Raw genomic sequence first — 17,912 nt, 5'->3', positions numbered from 1 at the left:
AGTTTCTTTAAGTTATAGACTTCATAAACTCAGTAGGAATAGATAGATTTTGTACAATATAAGCATAGATTCAAATCACTTAGTGGGGAGAGTAGATAGATTTGTATAGAAAGCAAATCTATCTATTCTTTTTATATTGTAAATAATTAGTATATTTCTTATTACTACTCTAATCTAGTAACTATTTTGCCTTTTCCCACTCTTTCCATGTTTCTGGAGCATTTCCTACCGTTGCTTCTTTACCATTTCTAACTATAGGAGTTACATAAAGTGTTGGATTTTTTAATAACATATCCTCTCTTGTTTCCGCCCCTCTTATTTTATCCATATTTAATTTTTTATAGTCTTTTGAATTTTTGTTTATTAAATTTTCAAGTCCTACTGATTTTTTAACGCTTTGAAGCTCACCTTTACTTAAAGCCTTTTCTTTTAAATCTATAAATTGATATGGAATTCTTCTTTCTTTAAAAAATCTCTCTGCTTTCTTAGTATCATTACATTTTTTTGTTCCAAATATCTGTATATTCATTTTCTTTTCCTTTCGTATATCAAATAATAAATATTATATCATATAAAATTAACTTCTATTATCCTAATAATACATAACCTTATATAATGCACATATACTTATAATTAAAGTATATACTATTAAATTCATTTCTATTTTTCCAAAGCTTTTCTGAGCATTAATACCATTTCTCTATCTACTGAAACTTTTGAAATACTAACATAAAATAATAATTATTTGAACCAAAACTATTCACTAAATACTTATAATTTCTACTTGAATATATAAGATTATTTAATTTGTAAATTATTATATTAAGTTCATCAATATCACTTTTTAACTTTTCTTTTTTAGCTAGTTTATTTAATTAATTAGATAAGTTTAATAATCCACTCTTTGCTTGTCCTTTACTTCCTACTTCAATACCCGTATTCTTCTATCTTTAACAGAAAAAGAGCCTTATATGAAACTCTAATAAGTTCATATAAGACTCTTTTTTACTAAACTTTTTTATAAGTAAATACTTATAAATATATTATTTAGCGTGCTCTTCTACAGCAACAGCAACAGCAACTGTCATACCAACCATTGGGTTGTTACCAGCACCGATTAATCCCATCATTTCTACGTGAGCAGGAACTGATGAAGAACCAGCGAATTGAGCATCTGAGTGCATTCTTCCCATAGTATCAGTCATACCATAAGAAGCTGGACCAGCTGCCATGTTATCTGGGTGAAGAGTTCTACCAGTACCACCACCTGATGCAACTGAGAAGTACTTCTTACCTAATTCGATACATTCTTTCTTGTATGTTCCAGCAACTGGGTGTTGGAATCTTGTAGGGTTAGTTGAGTTACCAGTGATTGATACGTCAACTCCTTCGTGATGCATTATAGCAACACCTTCTCTAACGTCGTTTGAACCGTAGCAGTTAACCTTAGCTCTTGGCCCGTTAGAGTAAGCTTTTGAATTAACAACTTCTAATTTACCAGTGAAGAAGTCAAATTTAGTTTCAACATAAGTAAATCCATTGATTCTTGAAATTATCTTAGCAGCATCTTTTCCAAGACCGTTTAAGATAACTCTTAATGGTTCTTTTCTTACTTTGTTAGCTTTTTCAGCTATTTTGATAGCACCTTCAGCAGCAGCGAAAGATTCGTGTCCTGCTAAGAATGCGAAACATTTAGTTTCTTCTCTTAAAAGCATAGCCCCTAAGTTTCCGTGTCCTAAACCAACTTTTCTATCGTCAGCAACAGATCCTGGAATACAGAAAGCTTGTAACCCTTCTCCGATAGCTTCAGCAGCGTCAGCAGCTTTTGTGCAACCTTTCTTTATAGCGATTGCAGCACCTAAAACGTAAGCCCAAGCAGCATTTTCGAATGCGATTGGTTGAGTTTCTTTAACGATTGTATATGGATCTATTCCGTATGCATCACATACAGCTTTAGCATCTTCTAATGTTTTCATTCCGTATTTTTCTAATACTGGAGTGATTTGTCCTATTCTTCTTTCATAACTTTCAAATAATGCCATGATTAAATTCCTCCTTACAAATTATTCGTGTCTTGGATCGATTAATTTAACAGCGTCAGCAACTCTTCCGTATTGTCCTGCAGCTTTTTCTAATGCTTCATTAGCATCCATTCCTTTACCGATCATTTCCATCATTTTTCCTAGGTGAACGAACTTATAACCGATGATTTCATTATCTGCATCTAAAGCGATTTTAGTAATGTATCCTTCTGCCATTTCTAAATATCTTGGTCCTTTATCAAGAGTTCCGTAAGTAGTACCTACTTGTGATCTTAACCCCTTACCTAAGTCTTCTAAACCAGCTCCGATTGGTAATCCACCTTCAGAGAAAGCAGTTTGAGATCTTCCGTATACGATTTGTAAGAATAATTCTCTCATTGCTGTATTTATAGCATCACAAACTAAATCTGTGTTTAAAGCTTCTAATATAGTTCTTCCTGGTAATATTTCTGAAGCCATAGCAGCAGAGTGAGTCATTCCTGAACATCCAACTGTTTCAACTAATGCTTCTTGGATAACTCCACCTTTAACATTTAAAGTTAATTTACAAGCTCCTTGTTGAGGTGCACACCAACCTATTCCGTGAGTTAACCCTGAAATATCTGATATTTGTGTAGCTTGTACCCATTTTCCTTCAACTGGAATTGGAGCACATGCATGATTAGCGCCTTTAGCAACAACGCACATTTCTTCAACTTCTTTTGAATACATCATTATATTTATTCCTCCCTAATTAATATTAGTTATAGCTTGTCTTAAATATATGTAAATATCTAGACCGTACCTAACTGGGTCAAGATTTACCCCGCAGGGCATAAATCTATCCTACTTCTATATAATAACAGATGAATCAATCTGTAACAATATTAAAATTAGATTTTTTTATCATATTGCTAATTTTTATTATTATTTTTTGAAAATATTTCCTTAAGAAAACTCTTCTAAAATGAAATTAATAATCATTATCATTTATCTTGCCATATATTTACCTATTTTGATATACTAAAAGCAAATGTATTGATAATAATTTTCATTAAACAAAAAATTACTCAACTGGTGTTGGCGATGAGGATGGATTTGCTCCAAACTTAAAATCTAATGAAGAAGCTAGAACTAAAGCTAGATATGAACCTGGTAAGGAAATGTTCATATCTATACATGCTGCTTCTTCTGAATGCTACGATGAATAATTTTCCTATAAAATTTTAACTCTCGAAACAAACTTTCTATCAAAGCTTATGTAATTAGGATGATACACTTCAGTGTCATCCTTTTACTATTTCTTTATTTTCACTTATCCTAGCGCTACATCTAATACCATCATTGTTATAAATCCTAATATCAATCCTATAGTTGTTAATCCTTTATTTTCAATAGACGCCTCTGGTAATAATTCTGAACCTACAACTGACACCATAGCTCCTGCTGAAAACGCTAAAAAAAATGGCAACATACTTCTAACACTAATTGCTGCTATAGCACCTAAGACTCCTGCTATTGGTTCAACTATTCCTGATGCTTGTCCATAAAAGAAACTTTTTTTCCTAGATAATCCTTCTCTTCTTAAAGGTAGCGAAACTGCTGCGCCCTCCGGAAAATTTTGAAGCCCTATTCCTAAAGCCAAACTTATTGCTGCTCCTATTGTCGCTGATGGTATACCTGCTGCTACTCCCCCAAAAGCTACCCCAACTGCTAATCCCTCTGGTATGTTATGAAGAGTTACTGCAACTACTAGTAATATACTCTTCTTATACTTTTTCACCACTGAGTCCCTTGCTATTTCATCACTTTCAGTTATTACGCCATAAGAATATCTATCCATCATTTTATCAGCTAATATTATAAATATACCCCCTGCAAAAAATCCTATTGATGGCAATATAATCTGGCTGTACCCAAGCTCTGAGCACAATTCTATCGCAGGATTTAATAATGACCAAAAACTTGCGGCTACCATAACCCCTGCTCCAAATCCAAGCATACAATTTAATATTCTTTTATCAACAGTCTTAAAGAAAAATACTAAGCATGCTCCAAGTGCTGTTATCGCCCATGTAAATATTGTAGCCACTAAACCTTGTATAATTGGACTTAAGCCCATAAACCATTCCATACCTTTGTATCCCTTTCATTATTCGTAGTTCTATCATCATATGAGCAATATATGCTAAAATCCTACAACATGTTCTAAATTTTATTAAATTATTCATTGTTTAATATTTTCACTTTAAATTTTTTCCACATTTTTGAACTAAAATATATTGACATTTTCACTACACCATGGTAATATTATGTATATATTAATTAGGTCGGCATGGCGGAACTGGCAGACGCACATGACTCAAAATCATGCGGGCAACCGTGTGGGTTCGATTCCCACTGCCGGCACCAATTATATATCTAACAAGTTAAAAGCCTCGATATTATTTAATATCAAGGCTTTTAACTTTATATCTTTAACATAAATCTAACTCTCTACAGTGTAATTCTAATAAGATTTCCTCTTTTCTCGTATAAAAAGTTTAGAAGTATCTACTCCCTCATGCTCAAGTAATCCTATTTTTTTATCAATTCCTCCAGCATATCCAGTAAGATTTCCCTTTGCACCTATAACCCTATGACAGGGAATAATAATAGATATTGGATTATGTCCTACAGCACCGCCAACAGCTTGACTTGACATGCTTTTTTTATTCATTTTAAAAGCTACTTTTTTTGCTATTTCCCCATAAGTGGTGATCTCTCCATATGGTATCTCACATAAAATATCCCATACTAGCTTTCTAAACTCTCCTCCACTTGGAGCTAATTGTAATTCGCTAATCTTAGGTTTTTCTCCTGCAAAATATCTATCTAACCATTTTTTTGTTATTACAAATATATTTAAATCATTATTTTCAATCATATCCTCAGATACAGTACCACCAAAATACTTTTGGCCTTCTATCCATAATCCAATTAAATTTTCTCCATCACTAGCTATTGTTATTGCTCCTAATGGTGATGAATATCTTGTTGAATAATACATATTTAATCTCCCCTATTATATTTCTCTCCCTAAACTTTTATTTTGCTATTCAAACAATATCTAATTTCATCTCATATCTTCTCCTTTATTCCTTTTACTTATACAAAACATTAATTAATTATAACATAAAATAAACTGTCGAAAACTTACTATAATTCAGTTTTCAACAGTTATTATGTAATCTCTAAATCACTTTAATTTTTTCCTAATTTATTTCTTGAAGGAAAATAACTTCATTTTTATTTTTAATGGATTCTATAAAGTCATAATGGCATACTTCTCTTGATATCTTAAGTCCAAGCAAAATTCCTATCAAATCATTAGATGATACATTATTATTACTTATTTCTATATCACTAATTTTTACATTTTTACTTTGTATGTCCTGTAATAAATTTGATGCTGCTGTAGTTGAATTTACTAAGATATACAATGTTATATTGCGTGAATTTCTATTAATTTTTTTATCAATATTTGCAAGAGCAACCGTAACCGCTGAAATAAATAAACACCCAATAAGTGCTCCTGAATAAAATCCTGCCCCAATAGCTAGTCCCATGCATGCACATGCCCAAAGACCTGCAGCTGTTGTTAATCCTCTTACTTTATTTTTTCCGGTTACTATAATAGTACCAGCACCTAAAAAACCAATACCACTTATTACTTGCGCTCCAAGCCTAGTTGGATCAGTATATCCATTATATATTTTATACATATAAATATTTGTTATCATCGCAAGAGTTGCTCCAATAGATACTAGTATATGAGTTCTAAGACCTGCTGGTCTTCTTTCCCTCTCTCTTCCATAGCCAATTATCCCACCAAAAATCACAGCCATAGTAAGTCTAAGAATTATAGATACAAAATTCAAATCTTCTAAATATAACACTATATCTTTTATCACATTAAAACACCTCCCCTTATATATTATTAAGTTAAGAGCAGGTTATTAACTAAGTTTTTGATTAATTTTAATTTTATTGGCCAATAATTTATTTCACACACTATATTAATGCAAAGCTCATTAATTCCATACTTCATATGTAGACTAATTTATAATCATTTAATTTAATTGAAGTTTCAACTTCCTAGTGCTACTATAATATAAATTAATTCTTATAATGGAGGAAAAATTATGTCTATATTAAATAAAAATGATAAAGTTGCTATAGTTGCTTGTTCAAATGGACAGCCTATAGCTAATAAATCTAAAATTGATAATTTATTAGAAACCTTAAAACAGTTAAACTTAAATCCTATTTGTAGTAACTACATATATGAAACCACATCTCCATTTAATGGCCCTGCTAAAGATAAGGGAAAAGCCTTTATGGATTTATATAAAAATAATGAAATAAAAGCTATCTTTGATATCTCTGGTGGTGATCTTGCAAACGAGGTTTTAGATTATTTAGATTATGATTATATATCTAAAAATCCTAAACCCTTCTTTGGTTATAGTGATTTAACTACGGTTTTAAATTCTATTTATTCTCAAACTAAAAAACCTGTTTATCTTTATCAAATAAGAAATCTTATATCTTCAGATAGTGAAAATCAGATTTCTAACTTTACTAATAGCTTATTTAATAATGAGGATGATTTATTTAACTTTTCTTATAACTTTATTCAAGGTTTAAAAATAGAAGGAATTGTTGTTGGTGGAAATATTCGTTGTCTTTTAAAGTTAGCTGGTACTAAATATATGCCTGACTTTACAGATAAGGTTTTACTTTTAGAAAGTATGGGTGGAGAAGCTGGACTTATGTCTGCCTTTTTAAATCAACTTAAGCAAATGGGAGTATTTGATAAAATTCAAGGGCTAATACTAGGCACCTTTAGTAAAATGCAAGAAAATAATATAACTCCTACTATTGAAGAATTAGTAGTAAGTATAATAGATAATCCTAATTTACCAATTGCTAAAACAGAAGAAATTGGTCATGGTGCTAATTCTAAATGCATAATCATTGGAAAAAATATTTCATTATTTAATCATAAATTTGAATAATATATAAGCAAATTTTTCACACTAACATATATTGGAGGTAAATAAAATGAAACACTGTTTATATTGCAAAAAAACTTTAGATAAAAGTTTTTTAGAAAATAAAATAGGTTATTTTTGTTCTGATGATCATTTTGATAAATATATTAAATCATTAAGTAAAGAGGAATATATAGCATTGCAAAACTCAATTTGCGTTTGCAGTGATGACTAAACCCTATAACATCTTCATATTTATAAATTCTAGGATATTTAAAGTTAAGAGATTATTTTATTTAGTAAACTAATCTCTTTTTGTTTTGTAATATTTTTCCAAAACTACATTAACTATTAATCATCAAATTGATATTATATGTATATAATATATATATACACTTATACACGGAGGTGAACACTTGGATATATTAATTAGCAATTCATCACCAATTGCACTTTATGAGCAAATAGAAACTCAAATAAAAAATCAAATATTGAATGGAAATTTAAAACCTGGAGATCCACTTCCATCAATAAGATCATTAGCAAAAGAGCTTAAAGTAAGTATCATAACCTCTAAAAGAGCTTATGAAGAACTAGAAAAAGAAGGCTTTATTGAAACAGTTGTTGGAAAAGGAACCTTTGTTTCCGGTTCAAATTCTGAAAGATTAAGAGAAGCTGCCATGGCTGAAATGGAAGATAAACTTGAGGCTGTCATAATATCTGCTAAAGCTCTAGGGGTAACACTTGATGAATGTATTGAAATTTTAAAAAGTATTTATGAGGAGGTATAAATATGAATTCTATTGAAATTCGTAATTTACAAAAAAATTATAAGAATTTTTCTTTAACTATAGATAATCTTGATATACCAAAAGGATATATTACTGGATTTATTGGTCCAAATGGCTCTGGTAAAACTACTACAATTAAATCTTTGCTTGGAATGATTAAACCTGATTCTGGCGAAATAAAAATACTAAATTCCGATATCAATAAAGATACTAAAACAAAAGAAAACATTGCTTATGTTGGTGATGAATCTGGATTCTTAGAAGAAAGTAAATTAGTTAACCTTCATAAAATAATATCTAAATTTTATTCTAATTGGGATGAAGAATTATATAAAAAATATATAAATAAATTTCAAATAAATGACTCTAAAAAGTATAAAGATTTATCTAAAGGGCAAAAAAAACAATTTGAACTTATAATGGCTTTATCTCATCATCCAAAATTATTAATAATGGATGAACCAACATCTAGTTTAGATCCTATAATAAGAAATGAATTTTTAGAACTTATGCAAGACCACATGGAAATAGATAATATGACTGTATTTTACTCTACTCATATAACTACAGATTTAGATAAATCTGCTGATTATATAGTTATGATATACAATGGGAAAATACTTCTTAAAGGTGAAAAGGATGAAATTTTAGATAATCATACACTTGTAAAAAGCAAAAAGGATTTAATTGATAATAGTATTAAGAATGAATTTATTTCATTAAAAGAATACGCCTTTGGATTTGAAGGTTTAATATCTGATAGAAGAAAAGCTTATGAACTTTTTGGCGATGAGGCAATTTATGAAAAATGTACTCTTGAAGATATTTTATTGTATTACACTAGGAGGGAGTAATTTATGAATAATATTGGAAATTTACTAAAACTTCAATTTAATTCATTACTAGCTATAAAGAAAAATTTACTTATTATCTTAGCGCTTGGAATATTCTTTGCTGCTGTACAACCAACTATGATTGTTTTTGCCGGTGCCATGTATTTAATGATGGCTACCTATACAATTACTTTTTATGAAGAAAGAAGCAAAATGAATTATTTAATATATTCTTTACCAGTTAAAACAAATGAATATATTTTATCTAAATATATATACTGCTTATTAAACACAGTTATTGCGGTAATAATATCAACAATTCTATCTGTAAGTGTAAAGATATTAGGAATAAATGATTTAGTTTCTTCTTTGCCATTATATACTATACCATTGGCTACTGTTGGTATTGGTATATTTTTTACATCAATATTAATGCCAGCTACCCTTTTACTAGGATTTGAAAATGGTAGATACGTTCTTATGTTTATTGCTATGATTCCTATAGTATTTTCTACTGCATTACTAGACATACTATCTGAAATTAATATAACTTTAAATCCTACAATATTAACTATTTTAGGAATATTAATTGCAATTACAGTACTACTTATGTCTTATTTTATTACATGTAATAGATTTTCAAAAAAAGAAATTCATTAATAAAGCTTTAAGTAATATGTATTATAAATAAAAATTAATAGTTCACATTAACCTTTATAAAGAAGTAAAAATAAATGGTTTGGTAATTTAATTATTTCAGAACAAGAATTAAGTTCCAATTGGAATACTTTTTTATGCCCATTAACTCCTACTAATTCTATTAAAGATTTATACTTATTCAATAAACTCATTAAAATTATTATAAACCAAAAGATATAAGTAAAAAATTTTACTTATATCTTTTTTTATTTTCAATATTTTTCTTTTAACTCAACATCTACATCTTTTAAAATATTTTCTTCCATTTTTTAAATAAAATAGAATATTGCACTTCCACCAAATAATACTGCAATTAATGAAATATTAGTAAAATTCAATATTGCTACACCAATTATCAATATTGATATATTAGTTAGTGTTATATATAATTTTTTGAATACTAATTTTGTAGATATTTTATAAATATATCTATTGTTTTTACATTTATTCTTGCTAAGCTTGGATAAGCATAAAAACATATTGCTCCCATAAATATAGCTAATACGATTAATATATAAGAAATAAACTTCATGTTACTTGAAAAAAATAATCCTATATCTACATAGCAAACCATTAATATTATATTTATAATAGCTGCAATAAATATACCTTGTCCAAAATTAAGCTTATAAAAATGAATGAAATCTTTTGTTGCATTTTCTTCTTTATCATTCATTACCTTGCCTGTAACCGAAAACATTGTTGCCAACGCTGGACCTAATAATATTCCTATGAATGTTAATATTGGAATAGATAAATTTTCACCCGATAAAAAGAAATAAAGTATAAATGGTGAAATACTTATTAAAAACCATATATTAGTTATAAAGAGATACATTAGTTTGCTAGTTAATATATATACTCTGTTATCACATGCTTCTTTTGCCATGATATCACACACCTTTTTAAAATTAATAATTGTAAATTATATTGTTTTATAATTATACAAATTTTAAAGGACATTTTATACATTATTTTTTTTATATTAAATACATAAAAAATTAGAGGTTATATAATTTTAAATTATATAACCTCTAATGCATTGACTTTATTAATTATTTTTTATACTTAAATAAAAATTAGCTTCAGTTACTTTAACATATGGTGAAACCCAAAGCCCTGCAATTCCAATAGTTATTGCTGTAAGGAGCCACCATCCTATAAATGTTAATTCTAAATAAAACAAATCCCACTTATGCCCATTCATCATATCAACACTTTCTTTTATGCATTGTGTTATAGATTTACTAGGATCTTCACATAAAATATAATAACTTTGAGAAAACATAAGTCCAACAATTATTCCTGGTACTATAAATAATATAGTACCTATGCATACTGCTAACGTAATAAGTATATTTAATCCTAATGTTTTAAGATAAATATTAAATTGAGAAAATAAAGTTTCAAATCTTGGTTCTTCTCTTTTAGTTGCCATATCTAACAAGAATTTACAAAGCCCTACTGAAAGAACTCCTCCAAGGAATAATGATATTAAACTGCAGGATACGCTTAATCCAAACAAGCCAAATTTTTCACTAACTTTATACATTACATCTGAATCAATCAATATATTTGCAACTAATACAGTACCAATTGCCACTGCCCATTTTCCCCTTAACTGCTCTTTTGCATTTGCCTTTAATTCTGCTGTATTCATTTTTACTTTCACCCCCTATTTCTTTATATCATATATATATATTTGTTGTTCACTTTATGAATATTAAAATTATCTTTAACCTTCTACAATTTATTTTTCATATTCGTAAATATAATAATTACATTTATCCATCCCAATATTTTTATATGTTTTTTGAGCTGTATAATTTTCTTTCTCTACATATAATCTTATTCCACAAATGTCTTTATCATTATCACAAATATCTTTTATATATTTATATAAATTTTTAAATATCCCCTTTCCTCTAAAGTTCTTATTAACATATACACTTTGAATCCATAAAAATATTCCATCTCTCCAATCGCTCCATTCAAAAGTATACATTATTTGACCTACAACCTGTCCCTCTATTTCACATACATGATAAATCCCCTTAGTTGAATCTTTTAATACTGATTCAACGCCCTTAGTTACTGTATCCATATTTAGTACTTTATTTTCTGTTTCAAGTGCTAAATTATAGTTATATTTCGCTATAATATTTACATCTTCTATAGTTGCTTTTCTTATTTCCATTATAAATTCTCCTTATTTGCTTACTTACTTTTTATTATTATAATTTGCATTAATATTTTCACTAGCATTGCTTGTACTTACCTCTAAATTATCTATTACAAACTCTTTATCTTTTAAATTTTCTAATGTTATTTCTGCATTTGATGTATCTAACTTTATATTATTCGCATAGCATTCATATACTTCTATCTCTCCATTAGAAGTATCTAGTACAACTTTGTCACCTCTACATTCTTTTACATTAATTTCTGCATTTGATGTATCTACATTTATTTCTTTTCCATTTATATTATTTAATACGGCCTGTGAATTACTTGAATCCAACGTAATATTTTCTGCTGATACATTTGTAACTTCAATTCCACCATTAGATGTTTCAATTTTTATATCTTCTTTAGTATTAACATTTTCTATAATTATTTCTCCATTACTTGAATCCATATCAATATTATTTGCTTCAATACCATTTAAAATTATTGCTCCATTAGAAGTATCTGCATCAACACTTGCTATTAGCGTACTTGGTATTTCTATTTTTATATTATCTCCTTTAATATTCCATTTAAGTAATTTTAATTTTTCTTTTTTCTCAATTATTATATCATTACCTTTTTGCTTTATTTTATATTTGCTATTATCATTATTAGTACATTGAATCTTTATTTTCTTTTCATTGGTTTTTATAATCTCTAAAGACGCATTAGGTGCATCTATATTAAATTTAATAAAATCATCACTTGGTATAAACTCTTTAACTATACTATCTCTCGAAGTAATAATATCTTTTTCATCAACTATACTTTTGCTCTTATTTAACGTTCCTTTTGCGTTAGCAAATATTAATGCCCCAATTACAACTATAACTACTAATACAGCAGTTATAATTTCACTTTTTTTATTCATTACACACCCCACATATTATTTACTTTTACTTAATTAATATATTAACATATCCCAAAATATTTATTAATATATTCTTATATTGGAATTTACTTCATAATTATTACTTATAAATCAAAGAATATATTAAAAATAAAGGAGCATACACTCATACGCTCCTTTACTACTTCATTTTTTTTAATGATTTTTTCATATCGTCTACTGCACTTTTAAATTTATCTTTTGCTTCATCGCCTAGCTCTTCTACTTCATTAATTACATTACTAATTTCATCAGCAATCTCTTGAGATAATCTTCCTTGCTTAATCTTTTTATTAATTTTATTAATTTTGTTCTCTAATTTTTCAAAAGCCATAATTAATAACCTCCAATGTATATAAACTATATAATTAACTCTAACGTTATTTTATCCAAATTACTTATTTACATACACTAAAAGTATTTTTAACTATACTTATAGTTAATTTCTCATATTCGCCCATTTTGCTCTTCTTTAATCCAAGTAATAATATACTTATAATGCTTTGGTACTTCTTCAATTTTAGGATCAATTACTTTAAATCCTCCATTTATTCCAAGCTCTTTACAAGTCAAATCAAAGTGACACATTGCAATTCCTAAATCTATTTTATTAATATCATATCCTTCTTTAGCTTCCTCTTTATCCTTAGAAATAAAAAAGTGAAAATCATCTCCATGCTTTACTATTCTCCAAGGTTGCTTATTTAACGCTGATGGAGCCAATCTTACATTTTCTAATGCATCTTTGAATCCATCTAAAGTAGCATGCTCAGTTAAAGGACATGAAAAATCCCTAAAGAAGAAGATTTTATTCCATGGCTTTCTATGAGCAGGATTCGAAAATCTCCTCATTGTTTTTTCTACAAAGCTTTTATTTTCATTTTCATATCCTATTGGAGATATTATAGGTAAAATTTCTCCAGACTCAACTTCCATTGCCTTAGCAAATTGTCCTTTTTTAAAAGTTCCTCCAATCCAACAAGTGCCTAATCCTAAAGATGTTGCATATAAAATTAATGATTCCATTTCATATCCTAATTCTTCTAATGCAAATTCCCCTTCCTTTATCTTTGCTGCAATGAATTTTGTTGCACCTTTTATTATTCCATATGTTCCAAGCTTAGCTCCATTAATATGTTCTTTAGAATCAAGTATTTTAAATATTACCTTTTCATCAAAAGGTCCACTTAAAGATTTAATATATTCATTAAGTTTATTTAATATTTCATCTGTTAACTCTTCATGCTTATATGTTCTAACTGATTTTCTTTTAGTTATTATTTTGTTTATATCTTCATTAAATATGAACTCACTACTCATACCGTCTACCCCCTTTAATATAATTTATAACAAAAAAATTTTCATATAGTTAATATTAATATTTATCAATATTTTTATTCATTTACTTTCCATATTATTAAAAATACCACCATTTTAAATTTATAACTGGTGGTATTTCCTTAAATATTTATCTAAAATTGAATTTATCAAATTCTAATTAACTAAAACATGCTTATTTATTTTTTCTCAAATTGAATTATGATCATTGTTATATATTATAATCTTTTTTATTGTATATTATATAAGTTCCAACAATTGATATAATCATTATACATCCCCCTATAATAATATACTTTTCTTCAAATCCGTTTTTTATTACATTTGATGGAGCCGCATAATCAAATGGTGATAAATATATAAATCCACTTAATCTATCTTGAAGCTTTGAAAATATTCCTAATACATAGCTTGCAAAAAACATTCCTAATGCTATTGATGTAGCTTTCTTTGCAGACTTTACAAAAACTGATATTAAAAAACCTATTGTCATAAATATATATGAAATTAAAGCCATTCCTAAATAAATATCCTTTATATCTCTAAACACTGATACAAATTTTGCATCATCTGGTTTAACGATTATAGATGACATTATAGTTATAATACAAACTATAATTATAAATATAAAAAGTATAAATGCATTAGCTAAAATCTTTGCTGTAACTATTTTGTTTCTTGTAACAGGTTTAGAATATAAAAATTCAATAGTGCCTTCACTTTCTTCTTTTGCTAAAGATGATACGCCAAGTATTGCTGCATATATTCCACCTGCCATTACTATATATTGAAGCACATAAGCAGAAAAATCAGAAATATTACTAAAATCAGTAGATCCACTTATATTAAATGCTTCCAGAAAAGCTTCTGGTAAAGCTTCTAATTTTGCCCCTACTAACTCTTGCATTCCCATCTCCTTCATACTTGGAAAGAATAGCATAAACATTATAATTAAAACACTACACACTAAAGCCCAAATGATATTTCCCTTTAATAGCCTTTTAAATTCAAACTTAAAAATATTCATATTATATATCCCCCTTGCTTTCATAATAGTTCATAAATGTATCTTCTAGTGTTTGTTCACTAATTAATAATTTATCTATCTTATACGACGAAAGCTTTTTAACTAAACTATTTATATCATCTCTATAAAAGAAAATAAATTCATCATTATCATTTGAAAGAACTTCTCCTCCAATTTTTCTTATCAAAGCTTCATCCATATTTTCACAACTTAAAACTATCTTTAATGCAGCTTTTTTAGCTAACTTTTCTAAAACAACAGTATCAACGATTTTTCCCTCTTTAATTACTGCTACTCTATCACAAAAATTTTCTATTTCTACTAAGTTATGAGATGAGAAAAATACTGTAGCCCCTTCATTATTTGCCTTTTTTAATAATTGAAATAACCTCTTTTGAATCAATGGATCCAATCCATTAGTAGGTTCATCTAATATTAATAGCCTTGGCTTATGAATTAATGCTTGTACTATTGCTACCTTTTTCTTATTTCCCAAAGAAAGCTCTGACATCTTTTTGTTAACATCAACTTCAAGTAACTCATAAAGCTTATCAACTTCATTCTTGCTAATTCCATCATAAAAACTAGATGAGTATTTAATTATATCTTTAACCTTTATTTCATCATAAAATTTTACTTCACTTGGTACATATCCTATTTGCTTTTTAATATCCTTACTTTCCTTTACTATATCCATACCAAATATTTTTCCACTTCCCCCTGTAGGAAAAATAAAATTTAACAAAGTTCTTATTGTAGTAGATTTGCCTGCACCATTCGGCCCTACAAATCCAAATATTTCACCTTCCTTTATTTTTAAATTCACATCCATTATTCCTCTATTTTTACCATAAGATTTAGATAAATTATTTGTTTCAATAATATACATTTATTACTTCCCCCTTAAATTTTTATAAAAAATTGAGAAGATTTATTTAATATAATCTTCTCAATTTTCTTATTATCTTCTAAATATAAAAGCCTTTATTACTCCAAAAAACTCTCTCACATAAAATACTACTGCTGACACTTTATGAGATTGTGCTGGATATCCTAAAACATTAAATCCAACTTCTTTAGCTAAAAACTTTGCTCTAAACATATGAAAATTATTAGATATTATAGTAACTGTAGGAGCTTCTACTTCACTTTCCTCATCTAATATTTTCTTTGTATATAAAAAGTTTTCATATGTATCAGTTGATTTATCTTCCATTATTATTTGACTTGAATCTACTCCATTATCAACAAGAAAGTTCCTCATTGCACTAGCTTCACTAATCTTTTCACCTTCACCTTGGCCACCAGATACAATTATCTTTACATCAGGATATAGCTCATGAAAATCTAATGCTGTTTCTAACCTATATAATAACGATGTACTAATTTTTGTTCCCCTTACTCCTGCTCCTAATACCATTAAATAATCCGGCTTTTCAGTATCAACATGATGACCATTATATATTATAAGACCTTCTAGACTTATAAATAAAACTAATCCAATTATAAATAATACTGTAACTATACCTCTTATTATCTTAGGAATCTTACTCCATATATTTATTTGAAACCTTAACTCTATAAATCCATAAATAAGTAGAACTATTCCTAACATGCAAAACATACTAGAAAATGCTATAAATCCAAACATTAATTTTAAAACTAAATAATACAAAACTAATATTATACCTAGTATCATAAAAGCCTTGTATATTAAATTATTTTTTCTAATTAAGTTTTTTTTCATTTTTATTACCTTCCATTTCATTCCTCTCTAACTATATTATAAAGTATACTTATAACATAATTAAATAGTTTTTAACTAAATAAAATTATATATATATCATATATTTATATTAATAGTTTTCCTTTTTATTAATAAAGTAATATAATGAAAATATATAAATAGTAACAAGGAGATAAAGATATGAACTTAAGTAGAAATGACCACTGTTGGTGTGGTAGCAATAAAAAATACAAAAACTGTCATTTGGCCTTTGATGAAAAAGTATACTCTTATAAATTAAAAGGTCATGTAGTACCACCTAGAAATATTATTAAAACACCAGAACAAATAGAAAAAATCAAAGAAAGTGCTGCAATAAATACTGCAGTTTTAGATTTAGTGAGCAGTAAAATCAAAGCAGGAATGTCAACTGAAGAAATTAATACTATTGTTCATGACTATACAGTCTCACAAGGTGCAATACCTGCTCCATTAAACTTTCAAGGATATCCTAAAAGCGTTTGTACATCATTAAATGATGAGGTTTGCCATGGTATTCCTAGTGAAGATGTTATTTTAGAAGATGGTGATATAATAAATGTAGATGTTTCTACTATATATAATGGTTATTTTTCAGATGCCTCTAGAATGTTTATGATTGGTCAAGTACATCCTGATTTAGAGAAATTAGTAAGAGTAGCAAAAGAATGCTTAGATAAAGGATTAGCTGCTGCAAAACCTTGGGGATTCTTAGGTGATGTAGCTGAAGCTGTTCAAACTCACGCTGAAGCTAATGGCTACTCTGTCGTTAGAGAATTTGGTGGTCATGGTATAGGCCTTGAATTCCATGAAACACCTTTTGTTTCTCATGTAGGTAAAAAAGGAACTGGAATGTTATTAGTTCCTGGTATGGTATTTACCATTGAACCAATGATAAATATGGGAAAACCAGATATATTTATAGATTCTGATGATGGTTGGACTACATTAACTGAAGATGGTTATCCTTCAGCGCAATGGGAGTATACAGTATTGGTAACAGAAACTGGAATTGAAGTATTAACTCATTAAAAAAGGTGCATTTATACATGCACCTTTTTTTATACCTTAAATATTTATAATATAATAATTATTTTCCTACTTTTATTAATTTAAATAAATTTCTAATATTTTTATATCAATTTACTATTTTTTTCATATTTATTTTAACTTTTTTTATTATATTACTAAAACTTATTTTTTCTATTTTAATTTTACTAATTCTATTATAAAATTAATACTTGCAAGAAATATTTCAGTATTTATACATCCTGAAAGGAGGCA

General features: G+C 27.8%; 21 protein-coding genes, 1 tRNA gene and 1 pseudogene. 8 read left to right on the top strand and 15 right to left on the bottom strand.

Annotated elements, in window-relative coordinates; all coding sequences use genetic code 11:
- Positions 1-181 precede the first annotated feature (181 nt).
- From I4V63_RS11710 to I4V63_RS11700, 3 genes are all read right to left on the bottom strand, one after another.
- Positions 182-529, bottom strand: a complete 348-nt coding sequence (locus tag I4V63_RS11710; protein ID WP_196001430.1) for an arsenate reductase family protein — start codon at positions 527-529, stop codon at positions 182-184.
- A 514-nt stretch (positions 530-1,043) separates the two neighbouring features.
- Positions 1,044-2,042 carry a GGGtGRT protein gene (locus I4V63_RS11705; protein ID WP_196001429.1) on the bottom strand — a complete coding sequence of 333 codons (999 nt, stop codon included), beginning with the start codon at positions 2,040-2,042 and terminating at the stop codon, positions 1,044-1,046.
- A 21-nt stretch (positions 2,043-2,063) separates the two neighbouring features.
- On the bottom strand, positions 2,064-2,756 hold the full coding sequence (locus I4V63_RS11700; RefSeq protein WP_196001428.1) for a hypothetical protein: 693 nt from the start codon (positions 2,754-2,756) through the stop codon (positions 2,064-2,066).
- Positions 2,757-3,079: 323 nt separating this feature from the next.
- Here I4V63_RS11700 and eno point away from each other — a divergent pair.
- Positions 3,080-3,229 (top strand): annotated as a pseudogene (eno, locus tag I4V63_RS11695) (phosphopyruvate hydratase); the annotation flags it as partial.
- Between the two features lie 107 nt (positions 3,230-3,336).
- On the opposite strand, the gene I4V63_RS11690 reads toward eno, so the two are convergent.
- Entirely contained in the window at positions 3,337-4,155 is an 819-nt protein-coding gene (locus I4V63_RS11690; RefSeq protein WP_196001427.1) for a ZIP family metal transporter, read from the bottom strand.
- Positions 4,156-4,350: 195 nt separating this feature from the next.
- On the opposite strand from I4V63_RS11690, the gene I4V63_RS11685 reads away from it, so the two are divergent.
- Positions 4,351-4,433, top strand: a tRNA-Leu gene (locus I4V63_RS11685).
- Between the two features lie 97 nt (positions 4,434-4,530).
- Here I4V63_RS11685 and I4V63_RS11680 read toward each other — a convergent pair.
- Both I4V63_RS11680 and I4V63_RS11675 read right to left on the bottom strand, forming a co-directional pair.
- On the bottom strand, positions 4,531-5,070 hold the full coding sequence (locus I4V63_RS11680; protein WP_196001426.1) for a methylated-DNA--[protein]-cysteine S-methyltransferase: 540 nt from the start codon (positions 5,068-5,070) through the stop codon (positions 4,531-4,533).
- Between the two features lie 205 nt (positions 5,071-5,275).
- Positions 5,276-5,974: an MgtC/SapB family protein gene (locus tag I4V63_RS11675; RefSeq protein WP_347707731.1), complete on the bottom strand. Its 699-nt coding sequence runs from the start codon at positions 5,972-5,974 to the stop codon at positions 5,276-5,278.
- 231 nt (positions 5,975-6,205) lie between these two features.
- Here I4V63_RS11675 and I4V63_RS11670 point away from each other — a divergent pair, with 231 nt between their 5' ends.
- The 5 genes from I4V63_RS11670 (at position 6,206) to I4V63_RS11650 (ending at position 9,341) form a co-directional block, all read left to right on the top strand.
- Positions 6,206-7,081 carry a S66 peptidase family protein gene (locus tag I4V63_RS11670; protein WP_196001425.1) on the top strand — a complete coding sequence of 292 codons (876 nt, stop codon included), beginning with the start codon at positions 6,206-6,208 and terminating at the stop codon, positions 7,079-7,081.
- 46 nt (positions 7,082-7,127) lie between these two features.
- Positions 7,128-7,292 carry a hypothetical protein gene (locus I4V63_RS11665; RefSeq protein ID WP_196001424.1) on the top strand — a complete coding sequence of 55 codons (165 nt, stop codon included), beginning with the start codon at positions 7,128-7,130 and terminating at the stop codon, positions 7,290-7,292.
- 181 nt (positions 7,293-7,473) lie between these two features.
- A complete protein-coding gene (locus I4V63_RS11660; RefSeq protein WP_196001423.1) occupies positions 7,474-7,848 on the top strand; it encodes a GntR family transcriptional regulator in 375 nt (124 codons plus the stop codon).
- A gap of 2 nt (positions 7,849-7,850) precedes the next feature.
- Positions 7,851-8,702 (top strand): ABC transporter ATP-binding protein, encoded by an 852-nt coding sequence (locus I4V63_RS11655; protein ID WP_196001422.1) that lies wholly within the window; start codon positions 7,851-7,853, stop codon positions 8,700-8,702.
- A 3-nt stretch (positions 8,703-8,705) separates the two neighbouring features.
- On the top strand, positions 8,706-9,341 hold the full coding sequence (locus tag I4V63_RS11650) for an ABC-2 transporter permease (protein ID WP_196001421.1): 636 nt from the start codon (positions 8,706-8,708) through the stop codon (positions 9,339-9,341).
- A 439-nt stretch (positions 9,342-9,780) separates the two neighbouring features.
- On the opposite strand, the gene I4V63_RS11645 is transcribed toward I4V63_RS11650, so the two are convergent.
- The 9 genes from I4V63_RS11645 to I4V63_RS11605 form a co-directional block, all read right to left on the bottom strand.
- The gene (locus tag I4V63_RS11645; RefSeq protein WP_196001420.1) at positions 9,781-10,269 is read right to left on the bottom strand and encodes a YesL family protein; all 489 of its coding nucleotides are present in this window, start codon (positions 10,267-10,269) and stop codon (positions 9,781-9,783) included.
- Between the two features lie 162 nt (positions 10,270-10,431).
- A complete protein-coding gene (locus I4V63_RS11640) occupies positions 10,432-11,040 on the bottom strand; it encodes a YciC family protein (RefSeq protein WP_196001419.1) in 609 nt (202 codons plus the stop codon).
- A gap of 90 nt (positions 11,041-11,130) precedes the next feature.
- On the bottom strand, positions 11,131-11,577 hold the full coding sequence (locus tag I4V63_RS11635; RefSeq protein ID WP_196001418.1) for a GNAT family N-acetyltransferase: 447 nt from the start codon (positions 11,575-11,577) through the stop codon (positions 11,131-11,133).
- Positions 11,578-11,601: 24 nt separating this feature from the next.
- Positions 11,602-12,480, bottom strand: coding sequence for a DUF4097 family beta strand repeat-containing protein (locus tag I4V63_RS11630; protein WP_196001417.1), 879 nt, complete (start codon positions 12,478-12,480; stop codon positions 11,602-11,604).
- 160 nt (positions 12,481-12,640) lie between these two features.
- Positions 12,641-12,832: a hypothetical protein gene (locus tag I4V63_RS11625; protein WP_196001416.1), complete on the bottom strand. Its 192-nt coding sequence runs from the start codon at positions 12,830-12,832 to the stop codon at positions 12,641-12,643.
- 113 nt (positions 12,833-12,945) lie between these two features.
- Positions 12,946-13,818 (bottom strand): nitroreductase family protein, encoded by an 873-nt coding sequence (locus I4V63_RS11620; RefSeq protein WP_196001415.1) that lies wholly within the window; start codon positions 13,816-13,818, stop codon positions 12,946-12,948.
- A 229-nt stretch (positions 13,819-14,047) separates the two neighbouring features.
- Positions 14,048-14,863, bottom strand: coding sequence for an ABC transporter permease subunit (locus tag I4V63_RS11615; protein WP_196001414.1), 816 nt, complete (start codon positions 14,861-14,863; stop codon positions 14,048-14,050).
- A gap of 1 nt (position 14,864) precedes the next feature.
- Positions 14,865-15,752, bottom strand: a complete 888-nt coding sequence (locus tag I4V63_RS11610) for an ABC transporter ATP-binding protein (protein ID WP_196001413.1) — start codon at positions 15,750-15,752, stop codon at positions 14,865-14,867.
- Positions 15,753-15,824: 72 nt separating this feature from the next.
- A complete protein-coding gene (locus I4V63_RS11605) occupies positions 15,825-16,610 on the bottom strand; it encodes a YdcF family protein (protein ID WP_196001412.1) in 786 nt (261 codons plus the stop codon).
- Positions 16,611-16,790: 180 nt separating this feature from the next.
- Between I4V63_RS11605 and I4V63_RS11600 the strand changes: the two genes are divergently transcribed.
- A complete protein-coding gene (locus I4V63_RS11600) occupies positions 16,791-17,660 on the top strand; it encodes a methionyl aminopeptidase (protein ID WP_196001411.1) in 870 nt (289 codons plus the stop codon).
- The last annotated feature ends 252 nt before the right edge of the window (positions 17,661-17,912 follow it).

The organism is Clostridium sp. 1001271B_151109_B4, assembly GCF_015670405.1.
GTDB lineage: Bacteria > Bacillota > Clostridia > Clostridiales > Clostridiaceae > Clostridium.
This window is presented reverse-complemented; position numbering and strand designations above follow the sequence as displayed.

Bases quoted from the DNA above. Each gene is read 5' to 3' on its own strand.
- I4V63_RS11680 (WP_196001426.1), bottom strand. From the start codon at position 5,070: ATGTATTATTCAACAAGATATTCATCACCATTAGGAGCAATAACAATA.
- I4V63_RS11605 (WP_196001412.1), bottom strand. From the start codon at position 16,610: ATGAAAAAAAACTTAATTAGAAAAAATAATTTAATATACAAGGCTTTT.
- I4V63_RS11600 (WP_196001411.1), top strand. From the start codon at position 16,791: ATGAACTTAAGTAGAAATGACCACTGTTGGTGTGGTAGCAATAAAAAA.
- I4V63_RS11645 (WP_196001420.1), bottom strand. From the start codon at position 10,269: ATGGCAAAAGAAGCATGTGATAACAGAGTATATATATTAACTAGCAAA.
- I4V63_RS11700 (WP_196001428.1), bottom strand. From the start codon at position 2,756: ATGATGTATTCAAAAGAAGTTGAAGAAATGTGCGTTGTTGCTAAAGGC.
- I4V63_RS11690 (WP_196001427.1), bottom strand. From the start codon at position 4,155: ATGGAATGGTTTATGGGCTTAAGTCCAATTATACAAGGTTTAGTGGCT.
- I4V63_RS11650 (WP_196001421.1), top strand. From the start codon at position 8,706: ATGAATAATATTGGAAATTTACTAAAACTTCAATTTAATTCATTACTA.
- I4V63_RS11670 (WP_196001425.1), top strand. From the start codon at position 6,206: ATGTCTATATTAAATAAAAATGATAAAGTTGCTATAGTTGCTTGTTCA.
- I4V63_RS11655 (WP_196001422.1), top strand. From the start codon at position 7,851: ATGAATTCTATTGAAATTCGTAATTTACAAAAAAATTATAAGAATTTT.
- I4V63_RS11710 (WP_196001430.1), bottom strand. From the start codon at position 529: ATGAATATACAGATATTTGGAACAAAAAAATGTAATGATACTAAGAAA.
- I4V63_RS11635 (WP_196001418.1), bottom strand. From the start codon at position 11,577: ATGGAAATAAGAAAAGCAACTATAGAAGATGTAAATATTATAGCGAAA.
- I4V63_RS11640 (WP_196001419.1), bottom strand. From the start codon at position 11,040: ATGAATACAGCAGAATTAAAGGCAAATGCAAAAGAGCAGTTAAGGGGA.
- I4V63_RS11620 (WP_196001415.1), bottom strand. From the start codon at position 13,818: ATGAGTAGTGAGTTCATATTTAATGAAGATATAAACAAAATAATAACT.
- I4V63_RS11615 (WP_196001414.1), bottom strand. From the start codon at position 14,863: ATGAATATTTTTAAGTTTGAATTTAAAAGGCTATTAAAGGGAAATATC.
- I4V63_RS11625 (WP_196001416.1), bottom strand. From the start codon at position 12,832: ATGGCTTTTGAAAAATTAGAGAACAAAATTAATAAAATTAATAAAAAG.
- I4V63_RS11705 (WP_196001429.1), bottom strand. From the start codon at position 2,042: ATGGCATTATTTGAAAGTTATGAAAGAAGAATAGGACAAATCACTCCA.
- I4V63_RS11610 (WP_196001413.1), bottom strand. From the start codon at position 15,752: ATGTATATTATTGAAACAAATAATTTATCTAAATCTTATGGTAAAAAT.
- I4V63_RS11630 (WP_196001417.1), bottom strand. From the start codon at position 12,480: ATGAATAAAAAAAGTGAAATTATAACTGCTGTATTAGTAGTTATAGTT.
- I4V63_RS11665 (WP_196001424.1), top strand. From the start codon at position 7,128: ATGAAACACTGTTTATATTGCAAAAAAACTTTAGATAAAAGTTTTTTA.